At 66.2% G+C, this 17,111-nt stretch carries 17 protein-coding genes; 7 read left to right on the top strand and 10 right to left on the bottom strand.

The window, feature by feature from the left end; all coding sequences use genetic code 11:
* Positions 1–29 precede the first annotated feature (29 nt).
* The 3 genes from clpB to QYL93_RS30205 all read right to left on the bottom strand — a co-directional run bounded on the left by clpB (position 30) and on the right by QYL93_RS30205 (position 3,504).
* Positions 30–2,639 (bottom strand): ATP-dependent chaperone ClpB, encoded by a 2,610-nt coding sequence (gene clpB, locus QYL93_RS30195; RefSeq protein ID WP_305747138.1) that lies wholly within the window; start codon positions 2,637–2,639, stop codon positions 30–32.
* Positions 2,640–2,785: 146 nt separating this feature from the next.
* Entirely contained in the window at positions 2,786–3,277 is a 492-nt protein-coding gene (locus QYL93_RS30200) for a molybdenum cofactor biosynthesis protein MoaE (protein ID WP_305747139.1), read from the bottom strand.
* Positions 3,274–3,504, bottom strand: coding sequence for a hypothetical protein (locus tag QYL93_RS30205; RefSeq protein WP_007849068.1), 231 nt, complete (start codon positions 3,502–3,504; stop codon positions 3,274–3,276). Before QYL93_RS30205 ends, QYL93_RS30200 begins: the two co-directional genes overlap by 4 nt.
* 63 nt (positions 3,505–3,567) lie before the next feature.
* Between QYL93_RS30205 and QYL93_RS30210 the strand changes: the two genes are divergently transcribed.
* The 4 genes from QYL93_RS30210 (at position 3,568) to dapA (ending at position 6,577) form a co-directional block, all read left to right on the top strand.
* On the top strand, positions 3,568–3,822 hold the full coding sequence (locus QYL93_RS30210) for a hypothetical protein (RefSeq protein ID WP_305747140.1): 255 nt from the start codon (positions 3,568–3,570) through the stop codon (positions 3,820–3,822).
* 87 nt (positions 3,823–3,909) lie between these two features.
* Entirely contained in the window at positions 3,910–5,037 is a 1,128-nt protein-coding gene (locus QYL93_RS30215; protein ID WP_305747141.1) for an acyltransferase, read from the top strand.
* Between the two features lie 32 nt (positions 5,038–5,069).
* Positions 5,070–5,411: a hypothetical protein gene (locus QYL93_RS30220; RefSeq protein WP_305747142.1), complete on the top strand. Its 342-nt coding sequence runs from the start codon at positions 5,070–5,072 to the stop codon at positions 5,409–5,411.
* 260 nt (positions 5,412–5,671) lie between these two features.
* On the top strand, positions 5,672–6,577 hold the full coding sequence (dapA, locus tag QYL93_RS30225) for a 4-hydroxy-tetrahydrodipicolinate synthase (RefSeq protein WP_305747143.1): 906 nt from the start codon (positions 5,672–5,674) through the stop codon (positions 6,575–6,577).
* Between the two features lie 27 nt (positions 6,578–6,604).
* Here the strand turns inward: dapA and QYL93_RS30230 are convergent, their stop codons facing one another.
* The 7 genes from QYL93_RS30230 to QYL93_RS30260 all read right to left on the bottom strand — a co-directional run bounded on the left by QYL93_RS30230 (position 6,605) and on the right by QYL93_RS30260 (position 13,900).
* Entirely contained in the window at positions 6,605–6,856 is a 252-nt protein-coding gene (locus tag QYL93_RS30230; protein WP_305747144.1) for a MoaD/ThiS family protein, read from the bottom strand.
* Positions 6,853–8,088, bottom strand: a complete 1,236-nt coding sequence (gene glp / locus QYL93_RS30235) for a gephyrin-like molybdotransferase Glp (RefSeq protein ID WP_305747145.1) — start codon at positions 8,086–8,088, stop codon at positions 6,853–6,855. Before glp ends, QYL93_RS30230 begins: the two co-directional genes overlap by 4 nt.
* The gene (mobB, locus tag QYL93_RS30240) at positions 8,085–8,630 is read right to left on the bottom strand and encodes a molybdopterin-guanine dinucleotide biosynthesis protein B (protein ID WP_305747146.1); all 546 of its coding nucleotides are present in this window, start codon (positions 8,628–8,630) and stop codon (positions 8,085–8,087) included. The genes glp and mobB overlap by 4 nt, the downstream gene beginning before the upstream one ends.
* 141 nt (positions 8,631–8,771) lie before the next feature.
* Positions 8,772–10,202 (bottom strand): threonine synthase, encoded by a 1,431-nt coding sequence (thrC, locus tag QYL93_RS30245; protein WP_305747147.1) that lies wholly within the window; start codon positions 10,200–10,202, stop codon positions 8,772–8,774.
* A gap of 42 nt (positions 10,203–10,244) precedes the next feature.
* Positions 10,245–11,579 carry a homoserine dehydrogenase gene (locus QYL93_RS30250; protein WP_057202562.1) on the bottom strand — a complete coding sequence of 445 codons (1,335 nt, stop codon included), beginning with the start codon at positions 11,577–11,579 and terminating at the stop codon, positions 10,245–10,247.
* An 11-nt stretch (positions 11,580–11,590) separates the two neighbouring features.
* Positions 11,591–12,634: a DUF1176 domain-containing protein gene (locus QYL93_RS30255; RefSeq protein WP_305747148.1), complete on the bottom strand. Its 1,044-nt coding sequence runs from the start codon at positions 12,632–12,634 to the stop codon at positions 11,591–11,593.
* Between the two features lie 33 nt (positions 12,635–12,667).
* Positions 12,668–13,900, bottom strand: a complete 1,233-nt coding sequence (locus QYL93_RS30260; RefSeq protein WP_305747149.1) for a pyridoxal phosphate-dependent aminotransferase — start codon at positions 13,898–13,900, stop codon at positions 12,668–12,670.
* Between the two features lie 144 nt (positions 13,901–14,044).
* Here QYL93_RS30260 and QYL93_RS30265 point away from each other — a divergent pair, with 144 nt between their 5' ends.
* The 3 genes from QYL93_RS30265 (at position 14,045) to QYL93_RS30275 (ending at position 17,054) form a co-directional block, all read left to right on the top strand.
* On the top strand, positions 14,045–14,422 hold the full coding sequence (locus QYL93_RS30265) for an Mth938-like domain-containing protein (protein WP_305747150.1): 378 nt from the start codon (positions 14,045–14,047) through the stop codon (positions 14,420–14,422).
* A 198-nt stretch (positions 14,423–14,620) separates the two neighbouring features.
* Positions 14,621–15,106, top strand: a complete 486-nt coding sequence (locus tag QYL93_RS30270) for a peroxiredoxin (RefSeq protein ID WP_057202147.1) — start codon at positions 14,621–14,623, stop codon at positions 15,104–15,106.
* 172 nt (positions 15,107–15,278) lie between these two features.
* The gene (locus QYL93_RS30275) at positions 15,279–17,054 is read left to right on the top strand and encodes a PhoH family protein (RefSeq protein WP_305747151.1); all 1,776 of its coding nucleotides are present in this window, start codon (positions 15,279–15,281) and stop codon (positions 17,052–17,054) included.
* Positions 17,055–17,111 lie beyond the last annotated feature (57 nt).

Raw genomic sequence — 17,111 nt, forward strand, 5'->3', positions numbered from 1 at the left:
GCGGCCTCCCATGGCCGCCCTTTCCCCGATCAAGCAGGCTCTGACGCACCGCCGAACTGGAAGACCCCCGGGGCCAGCACCGGATCCACCGTGACCGGAATCACGCTCTTGGGCGGGAACCGGCCTTCCAGCAGCAGCCTGGACAGGGGATTCTCGATGCGCTGCTGGATGGCCCTCTTGAGTGGACGGGCACCGAACACCGGGTCGAACCCCACCTTGGCCAGTTCTTCGAGCGCTGGCGCAGAGATCTGCAGCTGCAGGTCCATCTTGGCCAGGCGCGCTTCGAGCAACTGCAGCTGGATGCGTGCAATCGCCTCGATGTTCTTCGCATCCAGCGCATGGAACACCACCGTCTCGTCGATCCGGTTCAAGAATTCGGGTCGGAAATGGTTCTTGAGTTCCCCCCACACCGCTTCCTTGATGTCCTCGGCGTCCTGCCCCACCATGGCCTGGATCAGGTGCGAGCCGATGTTGCTGGTCATCACGATCACCGTGTTCTTGAAGTCCACGGTGCGGCCCTGGCCATCGGTCAGGCGGCCATCGTCGAGCACCTGCAGCAGCACGTTGAACACGTCAGGGTGGGCCTTCTCCACCTCATCGAGCAGCAGCACGCTGTAGGGCTTGCGGCGCACGGCTTCGGTCAGGTAGCCGCCCTCCTCGTAGCCCACATAGCCGGGGGGCGCACCGATCAGGCGAGCCACCGAGTGCTTTTCCATGAACTCGCTCATGTCGATGCGGATCAGGTGGTCCTCGCTGTCGAACAAAAAGCCCGCCAGCGCCTTGCACAGCTCGGTCTTGCCCACGCCCGTGGGGCCCAGGAACAGGAAGGAGCCCGTGGGGCGGTTGGGGTCGGACAGACCCGAGCGCGAGCGGCGGATGGCGTTGGCCACGGCGGTGATGGCCTCTTCCTGGCCCACCACGCGCTCGTGCAGCTTGGTTTCCATCTGCAAGAGCTTGTCCTTCTCGCCCTGCATCATCTTGGCCACCGGGATGCCCGTGGCACGGCTCACGACCTCGGCGATCTCCTCGGCGCCCACCTGCGTGCGCAACAGGCGCGGAGCGCTCGCCACGCCGTCCTTGCCATCTTCCTTGGCCTGGGCTTCCTTGAGCTGGCGCTCCAGGTCGGGCAACTTGCCGTATTGCAGCTCGGCCACCTTGTTGAAGTCGCCCTTGCGGGTGAATTCCTCGATCTGGAACTTGAGCTTGTCGATGGCTTCACGCACATGCGCACTGCCCTGGGCCTGGGCCTTTTCAGCCTGCCAGATCTCGTCGTAGTCGGCGATCTCCTTTTGCAGGCGCACGATCTCTTCTTCGATAAGGCCGAAGCGCTTGACCGAGGACTCGTCCTTCTCGCGGCGCACGGCCTCGCGCTCGATCTGCAGCTGGATCAGGCGGCGGTCAAGCTTGTCCATGACCTCGGGCTTGGAGTCCATCTCGATCTTGATCTTGGACGCCGCCTCGTCGATCAGGTCGATCGCCTTGTCGGGCAGGAAGCGGTCGGTGATGTAGCGGTGCGACAGCTCGGCTGCGGCCACGATGGCCGGATCGGTGATGTCCACGCCATGGTGCACCTCGTACTTTTCCTGCAGGCCGCGCAGGATGGCGATGGTCGCCTCCACCGTGGGCTCGCCCACGAGGATCTTCTGGAAACGGCGCTCCAGCGCGGCATCCTTCTCGATGTACTTGCGGTATTCGTCGAGCGTGGTGGCACCCACGCAGTGCAGCTCGCCGCGCGCCAGGGCCGGCTTGAGCATGTTGCCCGCGTCCATGGCCCCCTCGCCCTTGCCGGCGCCCACCATGGTGTGCAGCTCGTCGATGAAGACGATGGTCTGGCCCTCGTCCTTGGCCAGCTCGTTGAGCACGGCCTTCAGGCGTTCCTCGAACTCGCCGCGGTACTTGGCACCGGCCAAGAGGGCCGCCATGTCCAGGCTGAGCACGCGCTTGCCCTTGAGCGACTCGGGCACCTCGCCAGCCACGATGCGCTGGGCCAGGCCCTCCACGATGGCCGTCTTGCCCACACCGGGCTCGCCGATGAGCACAGGGTTGTTCTTGGTGCGCCGCTGCAGCACCTGGATGGCACGGCGGATCTCGTCGTCACGGCCGATCACCGGGTCGAGCTTGCCCATGCGGGCGCGCTCGGTGAGGTCCATGCAGTATTTGGCGAGCGCGCCGCGCTGGCCTTCGGCATCGGCGCTGTCCATCTTCTGGCCGCCGCGCACGGCTTCGATGGCCGCCTCCAGGCTCTTGCGCGTGAGGCCGTTGTCCTTGGCGATGGTGGCAGCCTCGCCCTTGCTGTCGATCAGCGCCAGCAGGAACAGCTCGCTGGCGATGAACTGGTCGCCGCGCTTGATGGCCTCCTTCTCGGTGGCCTGCAGCACGCGGCCCAGCTCGGAGCCTCCCTGCACCTGCTCCTGGCCGTGCACGGCCGGCAGGCGCTTGACGGCGCTTTCCGCTGCAGCCAGCAGGCCCTGCACGTTGGCACCGGCGCGCTGCAGCAGCGCGCGCGGCCCGTCTTCCTGGCGCAGCATGGCCACGAGCATGTGCACGGGCTCGATGTAGGCGTTGTCGTTGCCCAGCGCAAGGGTCTGGGCGTCGCTCAGGGCTTCCTGGAACTTGGTGGTGAACTTGTCGAGACGCATGGGTGAATGTCCTTCCGAATTGCGTCACATATGGGGACTTTCGGCACCCTTTTCAAGCATCCCGAGTCTGGGTCAGGGCCATCGGGCGGCGTCAGTCCCACCTTGTGCGCCTGCTTTGGCGGTGCGGCGCACAAAATTACCAATACTTACATATCACCATGGACTGGTGCAATGCCCCAGCGGGCCAGCGCCGCGTCGTCGCTCACGCGCGCATCGACCCAGCGCGCACCCGCAGGGGTGACTTCCTTCTTCCAGAACGGCGCCTGGGTCTTGAGGTAGTCCATCAGAAACTCGCAGGCCTCGAAACTCTGGCCCCGGTGGGCGCTGGTCACCGCCACCAGCACGATCTGGTCGAGCGGCTGCAGCAGCCCCACGCGGTGGATCACGCGCACGCCAGAGAGCTCGAAGCGCCCGAAGGCCGCATCCATCATCGCGGCAATGGACTTCTCGGTCATGCCCGGGTAGTGCTCCAGCTCCAGGGAGGCCACGTCGTCCCCGTCGTTGCGGTCGCGCACAGTGCCCACGAAGGCGCACACCGCGCCCACGCGGCGGTCTTGGCGGCGCAACGCGGCGACTTCGGTGGACAGGTCGAAGTCCGCCGTCTGGATGGAGACACTGCCTGCCGGGCGGGTGGTCATGGAGAGCGGTGCAGGCGGGGGGCAGCCAGCAGGGCGCGCTCCTCTTCCAGCACTTTTTCCAGTTGCACGAGCGCGGGGGTGCGTGGCAGCTTGGCCACCAGGGCCTGCAAACGCGTGACATCGGTCACCGTCGGGGCCACTTTGACCTGCGCAATGGCCGCAGGGTGGTTGCCGGACTGGATCAACGCCAGTACCTTCGTGGGCCATTCACTCTTGGGTTTTGCCATGGAGTTGTTATTTCTGAAAAATGAAGTCGATTGTCTGTAGCATCCGGCAGAACTGTACCCCCCATGGCCACACAAACCATCACCACCGAAAAATACAAGCTCTACCCGTCGCCGCGCAACCGCAGCAAGGATATCTTCGCGCACGAGGTGTTCGTGCCCTACCCCTATGCCCTGGTGGATCTGGACAGCATGGATCTGATGGGCCAGTCCACGCTGTTCGCTGCCTGCCGGCTGTCGGACATGAAGATGGGCCAGGTGGTGACCTTCGAGCTGGATGCGGACCGCGCGAAGTTCGAGCGGCTGTTCACCCCCGACTGAGGGCCCGGCCAAGTCGCCAATAATGCGTGTGGTGCCGCCGGACCGGCCGCGCCACACACCGTCCTCGCAAGGACATTTCACTCCAGCATGAAATTTTCAGACATCACGCAGCGCCTGCAATCGGTAGAACACGACAACAACATCGACGTTCTGCGCGCCTGCGCCATCCTCTCGGTGGCGCTGCACCATTTATCGGTCTACGCCGGCATCCCGGTGCCGCTGTTCGGCCCCGATGGCGGCGGCATCGGCGTGCAGCTTTTTTTCCTGATCTCGGGCTACCTCATCATCCAGAGCGCCGAGCGCAACTCCCTGGGCGACTATGCCAAGGCACGGTTCTTTCGCATCTTCCCGGTGTACTGGGTGGCCCTGGTGGGCATTGTGCTGGTCGAGATGGCGCTGGTCCCCGGGTTCCGGCAGCTGGTAGTCAACGACTATCCGCATTTCCTGCTCAACCTGCTCAACCTGCAGCAGCTGTCCGTGCGCAGCAGCCTGTACTTCGACCGCGTGCACGTGGGCTGGACGCTCACGGTGGAGCTGTTCTGGTACGCCATCGTGCTGGTACTGGCCCTGGTGGCGCACCGCGTGCGCTGGCGGCATTTCTGGCTGGGCGTGCTGGTCCTGTCCACCCTGCTGTCCATCGCCTGGATCAAGACGGCCAACACCGGTGCGCTCGACTTCCTGTACCTGGCCCAGGCGCGCAACGCCGGGGTGGAGTTCACGCCCCTGCTGCAGCATGTGCTGATCAAGTCCAACATCGTGGGCTATCTGTACTTCTTCGTGCTGGGCGCCGTGCTCTACCGGTACGAGCGGGTGCTCAAGCGCATCCCCAGCAGCGTCCTGTGGCCGGTGGCACTGCTGCTGATCTTGCTGTGGTCTCAGTGGCAGGTCGTCGTGGGGTTGGCGCCGCAGCCGCTGGCAGCTGTGGGCCTGGCCTGCGTGTTCATCCTGTTCCTCAAGCTGCCGCCCATAAAGGACATGCTGGTGCGCTACATCGGCAAGATTTCCTATTCGCTGTACCTCGTGCATGCCAAGGTGATGGTCGTGGTCTATGCCCACCTGCAATGGTCGGGCGCGGGCGCCCACCTCACCGTCGTCATTGCCACCTTGCTGCTGGCCACTGCGCTGTACTACACCGTAGAGCAGCCCATGATCGATTACGGCAAGCGCTTTCGCAGCAAGAACCGCAGCAGCGTGCCGAACAGCGCCGCAGCCTGACCCTTCCCTTGCCATTTCGACCTGCCTGCGCCATGCACGACGACGACAACCAGATCCACGTTCCCACGTCCTTCATGGCCGTGTACAGCGACGCCCGCCAGCGCCTGCGCGAGCCGGCAAGCGTGGTGCGCACGCGCTACGAGCTGTGCGAAGACCTGGCCGGGCACCTGGTGGAGCATGCGCAGACGCTCTACCACGTGCAGGCGCCTTCCGAAACCGAGATCCTGCGGCGCATCCATGCCGGGCTGTGCACCGCCGAATCCGGCGTCTGCATACCCGAGGCCACCTGGATCGTGACGCGTCTGGCCGAGTTGCTGGCATGGCAGTGCCCCGAACTGGTCGCCCCCGTGGAGCCGGCGCCCGAGCAGGGCTGACGCGCTCCCCGCTATACTGCTCGCCATGACCACCCACTGCACCCTGGCCCTGAACACCGCACCTGCGGTGGCCGTGCCGTGCGTGGTCAAAGCCAAAAAACCAGAGCTCATCTGACCGGAGCTGTGGTTCCGTCCGGATGAGCGACGGAACCCCTGGCAGAAAGACAGCTCCCTTTTCCCTTCCCCCTTTCTTTCCCGGTATTCCGCGCGCGCAGCCTGGCGGTTCTTCCCTTGGTCGAACCCTGAAAGGATGTTTTCGCATGTCCCCCCTGCCGATTGCCACTGCGGCTGTAGCTGCTGCAGCCAAGCACCCCACCAGCCCCGTCTTCAGTGGTCTTTGGATCGCCCTGGTCACGCCGTTCAAGGACGGCGCGGTGGACCACCCTGCCCTCGCCGCCCTGACAGCCCGGCTGCGTGCCGAAGGCGTCTCGGGCTTCGTGGCCTGCGGCTCTACCGGGGAGGCCGCAGCTCTGGACAAGACCGAGCAGTTGCAGGTGCTGGAAACCACGCTCGAAGCCGCCCGCGACCTGCCCGTGGTGATGGGAGTCTCGGGCTACCACCAGGGCCAGGTACTGGACCAGGTGCAGGCACTGGCGTGCTACTCGCTGGCGGGCCTGCTGGTGTCCGCGCCCCATTACATCCGCCCGTCGCAAGAAGGCCTGCAGCACTGGTTCCGCGCCATCGCCGACGCCAGCACTGTACCCGTGGTCATCTACGACATACCGTACCGCACGAGCGCCACACTCACCCCCGAGACGCTGCTGGCACTGGCGGCACACCCACGCATCCAGGCCATCAAGGACTGCGGCGGCAGCACTGCCAAGACGCAAGCCCTGATCGCGGATGGCCGCCTTCAGGTGCTGACGGGCGAAGACGCGCAAATCTTCAATACGCTGGCGCTGGGCGGCGCGGGCGCCATCTCTGCCTGCGCGCACTGGCAGACACCACAGTTTGTGGAGCTGGTGGGCTTGCTGCGCGGGGGCGATCTGTCCCAGGCCCGCCGCGCATGGCAGGCCCTGCAACCCTGGATCGAGGCTTGCTTTGCCGAACCCAACCCTGCCCCGCTCAAGGCCATGCTCGCGCACGCCGGAGAGATGCGCAATGAACTGCGCGCCCCCATGATGGTGGCCTCGCAAGACCTGGTGCAACGCCTGCGCGCCCTCTAGTCGGGACGCAGTGCGCGACAGACAGGTTCAGCCTCCCGTGACCGGGGGGAAGAACGCCACCTCGGCGCCCTCGTGCAGGGCGGCGGTCTCGCCGCTCATCACCTGGTCCAGCGCCATGCGCACGGCTCGGCCCCGGGCCAGGCTCGCAGCGTGGGCACCGCCGCGCGCGATCAGCTCGTCGCGCAATTCGCCCAGGGTGGCGGCAGCGGTGACGACCGCTTCGCTGCCCTGGCCGATGGCCTCGCGGATGGAGGCGAAGTAGCGCACGGTGACCTTCATCCCAGCAGCTCCGCAAAGGCGATGAACTGCACCGTATCGCCGGGCGCAATGGTCTGGCCGGCAGGGTTGTCCACCACGCCGTCGCCCCAGGCGGCCGAGGTGAGCACGCCCGAGCTTTGGTTGGCAAACAGATCGAGCCCACCCGCCGCGTTGTGCCGCACGCGCAGGAACTCGCGGCGCTTGTCGGCCCGGGGCCAGGCGAAATGCGCCGTGGCCGGCAGCGCGCGCGGGGCCACGGCCTGCACGCCCTGCAGCCGCAGCACGAAGGGCCGCACCAGCAGCGCGAAGGTCAGGAAGCTGGACACCGGGTTGCCGGGCAGCCCCATGAAGTGGGCGCTGCCGATGCGCCCGTAGGCAAAGGGCTTGCCCGGCTTCATGGCGATCTGCCAGAGATCGAGCGTTCCCAGCGATTCCACGGCGGGCTTGATGTGGTCCTCTTCACCCACGGACACACCGCCGCTGGTGAGGATCAAGTCATGGGCTTCGCTCGCACACTGCAGCGCCTCGATGGTCGCATCGCGCCGGTCGGGCACGATGCCCAGGTCGGTCACCTCGCAGCCCAGGCGCAGCAGCATGGCGCGCAGGAAGAAGCGGTTGCTGTTGTAGATGGCGCCCGGGCGCATCTGTTCGGGCGGCACATCCCCCGGCATGACCAGTTCGTCGCCGGTGGAGAACAGCGCCACGCGCGGGCGGCGTGCCACCTGCAGTTGGTGCAGTCCGATGCTCGCCGCCAGGCCCAGTTCCGCCGGCGTCAGCCGCATGCCGGCGGACAGCACCACCGCGCCGCGGGTGATGTCCTCGCCGGCACGGCGTATCCACTGGCCGGCAGCCGGCACGGCATTGATCCGCACCTTACCGTCATCCAGGGCTTCGCAGTCCTCCTGCATCAGCACCGCATCGGCGCCGTCGGGAATCGGAGCCCCCGTGAAGATGCGCGCGGCCGTACCCGGCTGCAAAGGCGCCCCCGCACTGCCGGCGGCGATGCGCTGCGACACGGGCAGCACCGTGCCGGCCGCTGCCACATCGGAGCGGCACACGGCATAGCCGTCCATGGAGCTGTTGTCGCTCGGCGGCACCTGCAGGGACGAGATGGCGTCCTGGGCCAGCACGCGGCCGTCGGCATCGAAGGTGGTGACCGTATCGGTGCCTGCCAGCGGGGTGGCGCGCTCCAGCAGCTCGGCCAGCGCGTCGGCCAGAGATTTGAGGGGCTTGAAAGCTGTGAGGGGTCTCATTGGTGCAGGTCCCAGTCGTACTCGAAACGCTCGGCATAGTGCAGCAGCCAATCCACGACCTGCGCAGGGTCGTTCAGGTCGAGCAGGGGCAGGCCCGTGGGCACCGGCAACTGCCCCGGGGCATCGGTGGCCACGGCCGCCACGAAATCGTCTTCGGCATAGCGCACGGGTTTGGGGGCCTGGCCGGCCTCGGGGGCGCGCCAGACCTCGACCTTGAGCAGGTCGCTGTCCTTGAAGCCTTCCACCAGCACCCAGTCCACGCCCTGGTACAACTCGGCCAGCAGGTGGTGCACGGTGAGCTCGGCAGGCCGCTCGAACTCGCGCACCAGCGCCAGGCGCCGGTCGGAGGCGGCCACCACCTCGAAGGCACCGGCCTCGCGGTGGCGCCAGGTGTCCTTGCCCACGTGGTCGATGTCGAAACTGTGGTGCGCGTGCTTGACCACCGAGACGCGCAGGCCGCGCAGCCGCATCTCGGGAATGAGCTGCTCGACCAGCGTGGTCTTGCCGCTGCCGGAGAACCCTGCAAAACCTACAACCTTCATCCCATGCTCCTGCACAAGGCCATGGCGCATCCATGGACCACCCAAGCTCCGTCAAAAGAGCGAAAGGGGCGCCACCCTGGGCGCCCCGAATGACAACCCCTGCCCGGCGCGCCATGGCGCGGCTGGGCAGGCGGCACCTCCTCACTGGCAGTGGCGCTCGATGTAGGCCTGCACCAGGCGCACGTCGGCAGGCATCACCTGCACGCGCTTGGGCAGGTCCTCGATGCCGGCGAACTTCGCAGGCCGCTCGGGCGAATGGCCCAGGGCCTCAACAATGGTCTCGGCGAACTTGATGGGCAGGGCCGTCTCGAGCACGATCATGGGCACGGCCGGGTCGCTGTGGTGTTCCAGCGCCACCTTCACCCCGTCGGCGGTGTGGGTGTCGATGGTCACGCCATGGCGCTGGAAGTTGCCCCTGATGGTGGCCAGCCGGTCGGCATGGGTGCTCTTGCCGCTCTCGAAGCCGTAGCGGGTGGCCGCCTCGGCAAAGAGCGGGTCGGCGCTCAGGTCGAATTTCCCCTCCTTGGCCAGCGCATCGCCGAACAAGGCCTTGGTGCGCGCACCGTCGCGGCCGAGCAGGTCGAACACGAAACGCTCGAAGTTGCTGGCCTTGCTGATGTCCATCGAGGGGCTGGAGGTTTCGTGCGTGTCGGCACTGCTGCGCACGCGGTACACACCGGTGCGGAAGAACTCGTCGAGCACGTCGTTTTCGTTGGTGGCCAGCACCAGCTTGGCGATCGGCAGGCCCATGGAGCGCGCCACATGGCCCGCGCAGATGTTGCCGAAGTTGCCGCTCGGTACCGTGAAGCTGACCTGCTGGTCGTTGCGCTCCGTGGCCTGCACATAGCCGGCGAAGTAGTAGACCACCTGCGCCAGCAGGCGCGCCCAGTTGATGGAGTTGACCGTGCCGATCTTGTACTTGCGCTTGAAGGGCAGGTCGTTGCTCACGGCCTTGACAATGTCCTGGCAGTCGTCGAACACGCCTTCGATGGCGATGTTGTGGATGTTCTCGTCCTGCAGGCTGAACATCTGTGCCTGCTGGAAGGCGCTCATGCGGCCGTGCGGGCTGGTCATGAAGACGCGCACACCCTTCTTGCCGCGCATGGCGTACTCGGCCGCGCTGCCGGTGTCGCCGCTGGTGGCCCCGAGGATGTTGAGCTCTTCGCCGCGCCGGCCCAGCTCGTATTCGAACAGGTTGCCCAGGAGCTGCATGGCCATGTCCTTGAAGGCCAGCGTGGGGCCGTTGGACAGGCCTTCGAGCCACAGGCTGTTTTCCAGGTGGCGCAGGGGCACGATCTCACCGGTGCCGAAGACCTCGGCCGTGTACGTCTTCTCGCACAGTGCCTTCAAGTCGGTGGCGGGGATGTCGTCGATATAGAGCGACAGGATCTGGAAGGCCAGCTCGGCGTAGCCCTGCTCGTGGTAGGCCTTGCGCAGGCGCGTGAGCATGGCGTCGTCGACCTGCGGGTAGTGCTCGGGCAGGTACAGGCCGCCATCGGGGGCCAGGCCTTCGAGCAGGATGTCGCAGAACTGCTTGCGGTCTGCATGGCCGCGGGTGCTGAGGTATTTCATGGTGGTGTCCCGTCTGCGTTCACAACGCAGGTGCCGGCTGCGTCAGTTGAGTTCTTCCTTGCGGATGCGCGTGATCGGGGCCAGCACGGTGGGCAGGGCCTGCATCTGGGCCAGCACGGTGTCCATGGTGCCTTCGCGCGTGTCGTGCGTGAGGATGATGAGGTCGGTCTGGGTGGAACCTTCTCCGCCCACTTCGTCGGCTTCGCGCTGCAGCATGGCATCGATGCTGATGCCGGCTTCGGCCAGCAGGCCGGTGACCTTGGCCAGCACGCCGGCCTGGTCGGCCACGCGCAGGCGCAGGTAGTAGCTGGTGACCACTTCGCTCATGGGCAGCAGCGGCAGCGTGCCCATGGCATCGGTCAGCGTGTTGGCCTGGAAGGCCAGGTGCGGCACGCGGTGCTCGGGGTCAGCCGTGTGCAGGCGGGCGATGTCCACCAGATCGGCGATCACGGCGCTGGCGGTGGGCTCGCTGCCCGCGCCCTTGCCGTAGTACAGCGTGGTGCCCACGGCATCGCCCTGCACCACCACGGCGTTCATTGCGCCTTCGACGTTGGCGATCAGGCGCTTGGAGGGCACCAGGCTCGGGTGCACGCGCAGCTCGATGCCCTTGTCCGCGCGCTTGGTGATCCCCAGCAGCTTGATGCGGTAGCCCAGTTGCTCGGCATACTTGATGTCGGCCGCACCCAACTTGGTGATGCCTTCGACGTAGGCCTTGTCGAACTGCACCGGGATGCCGAAGGCGATGGCACTCATCAGCGTGACCTTGTGCGCGGCATCCACGCCTTCGATGTCGAACGTGGGGTCGGCCTCGGCATAGCCCAGGCGCTGCGCTTCCTTGAGCACCACGTCGAAATCGAGGCCCTTGCTGCGCATCTCGGACAGGATAAAGTTGGTGGTGCCGTTGATGATGCCGGCGATCCACTGGATGCGGTTGGCCGTGAGGCCTTCGCGCAGCGCCTTGATGATGGGGATGCCACCAGCCACGGCGGCCTCGAAGGCCACCATCACGCCCTTGGCCGAGGCGGCCGCGAAGATCTCGGTGCCGTGCACGGCCAGGAGCGCCTTGTTGGCGGTGACCACATGCTTGCCGGCGGCGATGGCTTCGAGCACCAGCGCGCGTGCAATACCGTAGCCGCCGATGAGCTCGATGACGATGTCGATGTCGGGGTTGGCGATGATGGCGCGGGCGTCGTTGACGACCTGGATGTCAGCACCCACTGCGGCCCGGGCACGCTCCACGTCCAGATCGGCCACCATGGTGATCTCGATGCCGCGGCCCGCACGGCGGCGGATTTCTTCCTGGTTGCGCTGCAGCACGTTGAACACGCCGCTGCCGACGGTGCCGATGCCCAGCAGGCCTACTTGGATGGGTTTCATGGTCATAAAAATCAGGGTTTCCTGGAAACGGGGTTGGTGGGCAGAACCACCTTGGAGGTTCGGGCGGGCAGTTGCCAGGCGCCGCCGGCAAAGCCGCGGCACAGGCTGTCGCCCGATTCGCCGGTGAGCACGAAGCCGCGGCCATCGAAATGCCATTCCTGCATGGACCAGCAGTCGCCGATGCCGCGTCCCTTCATGGAGGAGCGGATCGACCCGTCTGCCGCATCGAATTCGCCTTCGGCGTCGAGCAGTTGCGGCTGGTAGGGCGGGCGGTCGTTGGCCAGCCAGTGCAGTCCACCGAAATTGTAGGCGCCCATGGCACAGGGGATGGACAGCAGTACCTTGCGCTCCGTGAGGCGATGCACCTGCACATCGGCGTGTTGGGGTGCATCGCCGTTGCAGCGCTCGCTCACGTCCTTGCGGTCGATGGCGGCGAGCAGTGGCCTGGCCAGCGCGGCATCGGCCTTGCGCTCGGGCAGCGGTCGCACGGCGTTGAGCACCGGCGCAGGCACCGGGGCCAGCACCGATGCCTCGGCCTTGCCGCCGCGCCGCACCAGGGCGCCCGGCGTGCCGACGCGGCCCTGGGCCTCGTCCATCTTCAGCAGCACGGCGCTGGCACCGGCGAGCGACAGCACCCACCGGTCCTTGCCGGCGGTGACGGTGGCTTCCTCGTTCTTCAGCAGTTCCTGCAGCAACGGTGCCACCTGGCTTGCAGGAATGCGGGGAATCTCACCCGCAAGGCCGGACAGCGCGAGCTTGCCCACCTGGAGGCTCAGCGATGGCGGCGTGGCCTTCTCGGTCGAGACCTGCAGGTCCACCAGCACGGGCGCGTCAGGCCCGGCCTCGCGGGTCAGGCGGATGGACACCGGCTCCGAGTCACCGGCCTCGGCCTGGTAGCCCACGGCCCGGCAGGCACGGGTGTTGTCGCACTGCAGGCCCCAATCCTTGTGCGTGAAGCCCACCGGGTCCTTGTCGGCCGCCTGTGCTGCCGACAACGCCAGTGCCATCGCGCACGCGAGGGGTGCCAGGGCACGGTGGGCAGGGCAGACACGCATGGGAAAGGATCTCCGGTCAACAGCCCGCGCGCCTCAGGCGGCGGTCTGCTGGCGATTGCGGTACTGCTCCAGGAAGCGGGCCACGCGGCCGATGGCATCGCGCAGGTCGTCCTCGTGGGGCAGGAACACGATGCGAAAGTGGTCGGGCGCTGCCCAGTTGAAGCCCGTGCCCTGCACCAGCATGACCTTGGTCTCCTGCAGCAGCTCCAGGAAGAACTGCTGGTCGTCCTGGATCGGGTAGATGGCCGGGTCCAGGCGCGGGAACATGTACAGCGCGGCGTGCGGCTTGACGCAGGTCACGCCCGGGATGGCGGTGATCAGCTCGTACGCCAGGTCGCGCTGCTTGCGCAGGCGGCCGCCCTCGCCGACCAGCTCGTTGATACTCTGGTGGCCGCCCAGCGCGGTCTGAATGGCCCACTGCCCCGGCACGTTGGCGCACAGGCGCATGTTGGAGAGCATGTTCAGGCCCTCGATGTAGTCGCGCGCTGGCTTCTTGTCGCCCGAGACCACCAGCCAGCCCGCACGGTAGCCACAGGAGCGGTAGCTCTTGGACAGCGAATTGAAGGTGAGCGTGAGAACATCCTCGCTGAGCGAGCCGATGGCGGTGTGTGTGGCGCCGTCGTACAGCACCTTGTCGTAGACCTCGTCGGCAAAGATCACCAGGCCGTGCTCGCGTGCGATGGCCACGATGCCGCGCAGCAACTCGTCCGAGTACAGCGCGCCCGTGGGGTTGTTCGGGTTGATGACCACGATGCCCTTGGTGCGCGGCGTGATCTTGGCGCGGATGTCGGCCAGGTCGGGCATCCAGCCATTGGCCTCTTCGCACAGGTAGTGCACGGGCGTGCCGCCCGAGAGGCTGGCCGCCGCCGTCCACAGCGGGTAGTCGGGCGAGGGCAGCAGCAGCTCGTCGCCGTTGTCCAGCAGGGCGTTGGTGGCCATCACGATCAGCTCGCTGGCGCCGTTGCCCAGGTAGATGTCGTCGAGGGCCACGCCCTTGATGCCCTGCTTTTGCGTCTCGTGCATCACCGCCTTGCGGGCCGCGAAGATGCCCTTGCTGTCCGAGTAACCCGCCGAGTTGGGCAGGTTGCGGATCATGTCCTGCTGGATCTCTTCGGGCGCATCGAAGCCGAACACCGCGAGGTTGCCGATGTTGAGCTTGATGATCTTGTGGCCGTCTTCCTCCATCTGCTTGGCTGCGTCCATGATCGGGCCCCGGATGTCGTAGCAGACGTTGGCAAGCTTGGCGGATTTCTGGACGGTTTTCATGCGCTGGAGGGTGCAGTGGACAAAGTGCGGTTCGCACCAGGGTCGGCCAAAGCGGCCGGTGGTTGGGTGAAACCTATAATTTGACCACAGATCACCTGCGAGGCGAGGCCCCGGGGCCCGCGCCGCACGCACCCACCGAACACCATGAAATTCCAGCCGGACAAAGCCAATGCACAAACCGTCACGGGCTATGGCCCGGGCTGGATCGGGGTGGATGGCGAAAAGATCACCCACAGCGTGATCGTCGGCTCGGACGGCCTGCGCCAGGCATGGCCCTGCACGCGCTTCGAGGACCTCACGGCCGAGCATTTCGCACAGTTGGCGAAGCTCGAGACCGAGCTCATCATCTTCGGCAGTGGCCAGCGCAACCGGTTTGTGCCGCCTGCATGGCTGCAGCCGCTGATGGCGCGCCGCCTGGGCATGGAGACCATGGACACTGCCGCCGCCTGCCGCACCTACAACATCCTGGCGGGCGAGGGGCGCAACGTGGTCGCCGCGCTGCTGCTTGAATCGGCCCCCTGAAATGCCCTCCATCGCGCGCCCCAAGACACTCGAGGTACTGAACAGGTTCCGGCCTGTGTACTTTGGTTACAGAATGCGATTCGCGAAAGAGTCCGTTTCAGGGTAAAATCTCCGGTTGCGGTCAGGGGCCTTCCAAAAGCAATAACACTCCCACTCCCCTGGCTTATCAACGACTACATCCTGAGAGATTGAAGTGATATGGCGATCGTTGTCAACAAACCCCTCCCTGAATTTGAAGCCAACGCGACTGGTGGACTGAAGGTCTCCAACACCTCCCACCTTGGCCAGGTTCTGGTTCTGTACTTCTATCCCAAGGACAACACTCCGGGCTGTACGACGGAGGCCATGCAGTTCCGCGACAAGTACAAGGACTTCGTGAAAGCCGGTGCCGCTGTGTTCGGCGTGTCGCGCGACAACATGAAGTCGCATGACGACTTCAAGGAAAAGCTGGAACTGCCGTTCGAGCTGATCGCCGACACCGAAGAGAAGATGTGCCACATGTTCGGCGTGGTCAAGAACAAGATCATGTACGGCAAGAAGGTAAAGGGCATCGAGCGCAGCACCTTCCTGGTCGGGCCCGATGGCCTGCTGGTCCAGGAATGGCGCGGCCTGAAGGTGCCCGGCCATGTGGACGAAGTCCTCAAGGCCGTCAAGGGCATCAAGACCCTGAAGAAGGCCGCCTGATTCCCGGCCACCCATGGCCCCTCCCTGCACTGCGGGGAACCGCCTCACGGAATAGGCATAATGGTTCAATGCCCCTGGAAACTGCAACGCTTCCCTCCCCCAAAAAAGCCGCCTCGGCCTCCAGGCGGCTTTTTGTTTTCTGAATACCCTACTGCCCGAGGCCCTGCACACCATGCCCCTTCCTCCCGCTCCCGCACGACGCGCTGCCCTGCTCTCGCCCGAAGCCTATGACGTGACGGCCCAGCCCGGCCGTACCCTGCAACCTGCCGCCTCCGAAGCCGTGGAATCCGCCACCGCCGCGCGCGCACCCGCCCGCAAGACGGCGGCCCGCGCAGCGCTGCAGGCCGTGCCCACGACGGCCCACGCAACCGAACCCGCACGGACCGCCGGCCGCAGCCGCAGCGAGCCGGTGGCAGCCCCTGCACCAGCGCCCACTCCTGCCACCGCGCGCAGCACCCCACCCGGCCGCAAGACCACCCGCACGGCCGCCGCCCCCACAGCCGCCGCAGCGCCGGCCAGCCGCTCCAGCGGCAGCACCAAGCGCGCGCGCCCGAGCGGCCCGTCCAAGCTGTTCGTGCTGGACACCAACGTGCTGCTGCACGACCCGACCAGCCTGTTCCGCTTCGAAGAGCACGACATCTTCCTGCCGATGATCGTGCTGGAAGAGCTCGACGGCCACAAGAAGGGCATGACCGAAGTGGCCCGCAACGGCCGCCAGACCAGCCGCACCCTGGACGCACTTGCCGGCGTGCACGGCGCCGACATCGCCCACGGCCTGAAGCTCGACTCCACGGGCCAGCGCGCCGCCGGCGGCCACCTGTTCTTCCAGACCGCACCGCTGGACTACAGCCTGCCCACCAGCCTGCCCCAGGGCAAGGCGGACAACCAGATCCTGGGCGTGGTGGAAGCCCTGCGCAAGCTGCACGCCCCGCGCGAGGTGGTGCTGGTGTCCAAGGACATCAACATGCGCGTCAAGGCGCGTGCCCTGGGCCTGAACGCCGAGGACTATCAGAACGACAAGACGCTGGAAGACGGCGACCTGCTGTACTCCGGCGTGCTGGCCCTGCCGCCGGACTTCTGGATCAAGAGCGGCAAGAACGTGGAAAGCTGGCAGAGCGGAGTACACACCTACTACCGCATCGGCGGCCCCATCGTGCCGCAGCTGATGATCAACCAGTTCGCGTACTTCGAGGCCCCTGGCGAGCCCAGCCTGTTCGCGCGCGTGAGCGAAATCCGCGAAAAGACTGCGGTGCTGCAGACCCTCAAGGACTATGGCTCGGCCAAGCATGCGGTGTGGGGCGTGACCACGCGCAACCGCGAGCAGAACTACGCCATGAACCTGCTCATGGACCCCGAGATCGACTTCGTGACCCTGACCGGCACGGCCGGCACCGGCAAGACCCTGCTGGCCCTGGCGGCAGGCCTGACCCAGGTGCTGGACGACCGCCGCTACACCGAGATCATCATGACCCGCGCCACGGTGAGCGTGGGCGAGGACATCGGCTTTCTGCCCGGCACCGAAGAAGAGAAGATGGGCCCCTGGATGGGTGCGCTCGACGACAACCTGGAGTTCCTGGCCAAGGGCGATGGCGGCAATGCCGGCGAATGGGGGCGCGCCGCCACGAATGAGCTGATCAGGAGCCGCATCAAGATCAAGAGCATGAACTTCATGCGCGGGCGCACCTTCCTGAACAAGTACGTGATCATCGACGAGGCACAGAACCTGACGCCCAAGCAGATGAAAACGCTGATCACCCGCGCCGGCCCCGGCACGAAGATCATCTGCATGGGCAACCTGGCGCAGATCGACACGCCCTACCTGACCGAAGGCTCCTCGGGCCTGACCTACGCGGTGGACCGCTTCAAGGGCTGGCCACACAGCGGGCACATCACACTGGCGCGCGGCGAGCGCTCGCGCCTGGCCGATTTCGCCAGCGAAGTGCTCTGATCTCGCGCTGAAAATGCGAAGGCCCCTGCCGATGGCAGGGGCCTTTTTTATTCCGAT

Origin of the sequence: Acidovorax sp. A1169, assembly GCF_030704685.1 — a bacterium.
Taxonomy (GTDB): Bacteria; Pseudomonadota; Gammaproteobacteria; order Burkholderiales; family Burkholderiaceae_C; genus Acidovorax.

Bases quoted from the DNA above. Each gene is read 5' to 3' on its own strand.
- clpB (WP_305747138.1), bottom strand. From the start codon at position 2,639: ATGCGTCTCGACAAGTTCACCACCAAGTTCCAGGAAGCCCTGAGCGAC.
- QYL93_RS30200 (WP_305747139.1), bottom strand. From the start codon at position 3,277: ATGACCACCCGCCCGGCAGGCAGTGTCTCCATCCAGACGGCGGACTTC.
- QYL93_RS30205 (WP_007849068.1), bottom strand. From the start codon at position 3,504: ATGGCAAAACCCAAGAGTGAATGGCCCACGAAGGTACTGGCGTTGATC.
- QYL93_RS30210 (WP_305747140.1), top strand. From the start codon at position 3,568: ATGGCCACACAAACCATCACCACCGAAAAATACAAGCTCTACCCGTCG.
- QYL93_RS30215 (WP_305747141.1), top strand. From the start codon at position 3,910: ATGAAATTTTCAGACATCACGCAGCGCCTGCAATCGGTAGAACACGAC.
- QYL93_RS30220 (WP_305747142.1), top strand. From the start codon at position 5,070: ATGCACGACGACGACAACCAGATCCACGTTCCCACGTCCTTCATGGCC.
- dapA (WP_305747143.1), top strand. From the start codon at position 5,672: ATGTCCCCCCTGCCGATTGCCACTGCGGCTGTAGCTGCTGCAGCCAAG.
- QYL93_RS30230 (WP_305747144.1), bottom strand. From the start codon at position 6,856: ATGAAGGTCACCGTGCGCTACTTCGCCTCCATCCGCGAGGCCATCGGC.
- glp (WP_305747145.1), bottom strand. From the start codon at position 8,088: ATGAGACCCCTCACAGCTTTCAAGCCCCTCAAATCTCTGGCCGACGCG.
- mobB (WP_305747146.1), bottom strand. From the start codon at position 8,630: ATGAAGGTTGTAGGTTTTGCAGGGTTCTCCGGCAGCGGCAAGACCACG.
- thrC (WP_305747147.1), bottom strand. From the start codon at position 10,202: ATGAAATACCTCAGCACCCGCGGCCATGCAGACCGCAAGCAGTTCTGC.
- QYL93_RS30250 (WP_057202562.1), bottom strand. From the start codon at position 11,579: ATGAAACCCATCCAAGTAGGCCTGCTGGGCATCGGCACCGTCGGCAGC.
- QYL93_RS30255 (WP_305747148.1), bottom strand. From the start codon at position 12,634: ATGCGTGTCTGCCCTGCCCACCGTGCCCTGGCACCCCTCGCGTGCGCG.
- QYL93_RS30260 (WP_305747149.1), bottom strand. From the start codon at position 13,900: ATGAAAACCGTCCAGAAATCCGCCAAGCTTGCCAACGTCTGCTACGAC.
- QYL93_RS30265 (WP_305747150.1), top strand. From the start codon at position 14,045: ATGAAATTCCAGCCGGACAAAGCCAATGCACAAACCGTCACGGGCTAT.
- QYL93_RS30270 (WP_057202147.1), top strand. From the start codon at position 14,621: ATGGCGATCGTTGTCAACAAACCCCTCCCTGAATTTGAAGCCAACGCG.
- QYL93_RS30275 (WP_305747151.1), top strand. From the start codon at position 15,279: ATGCCCCTTCCTCCCGCTCCCGCACGACGCGCTGCCCTGCTCTCGCCC.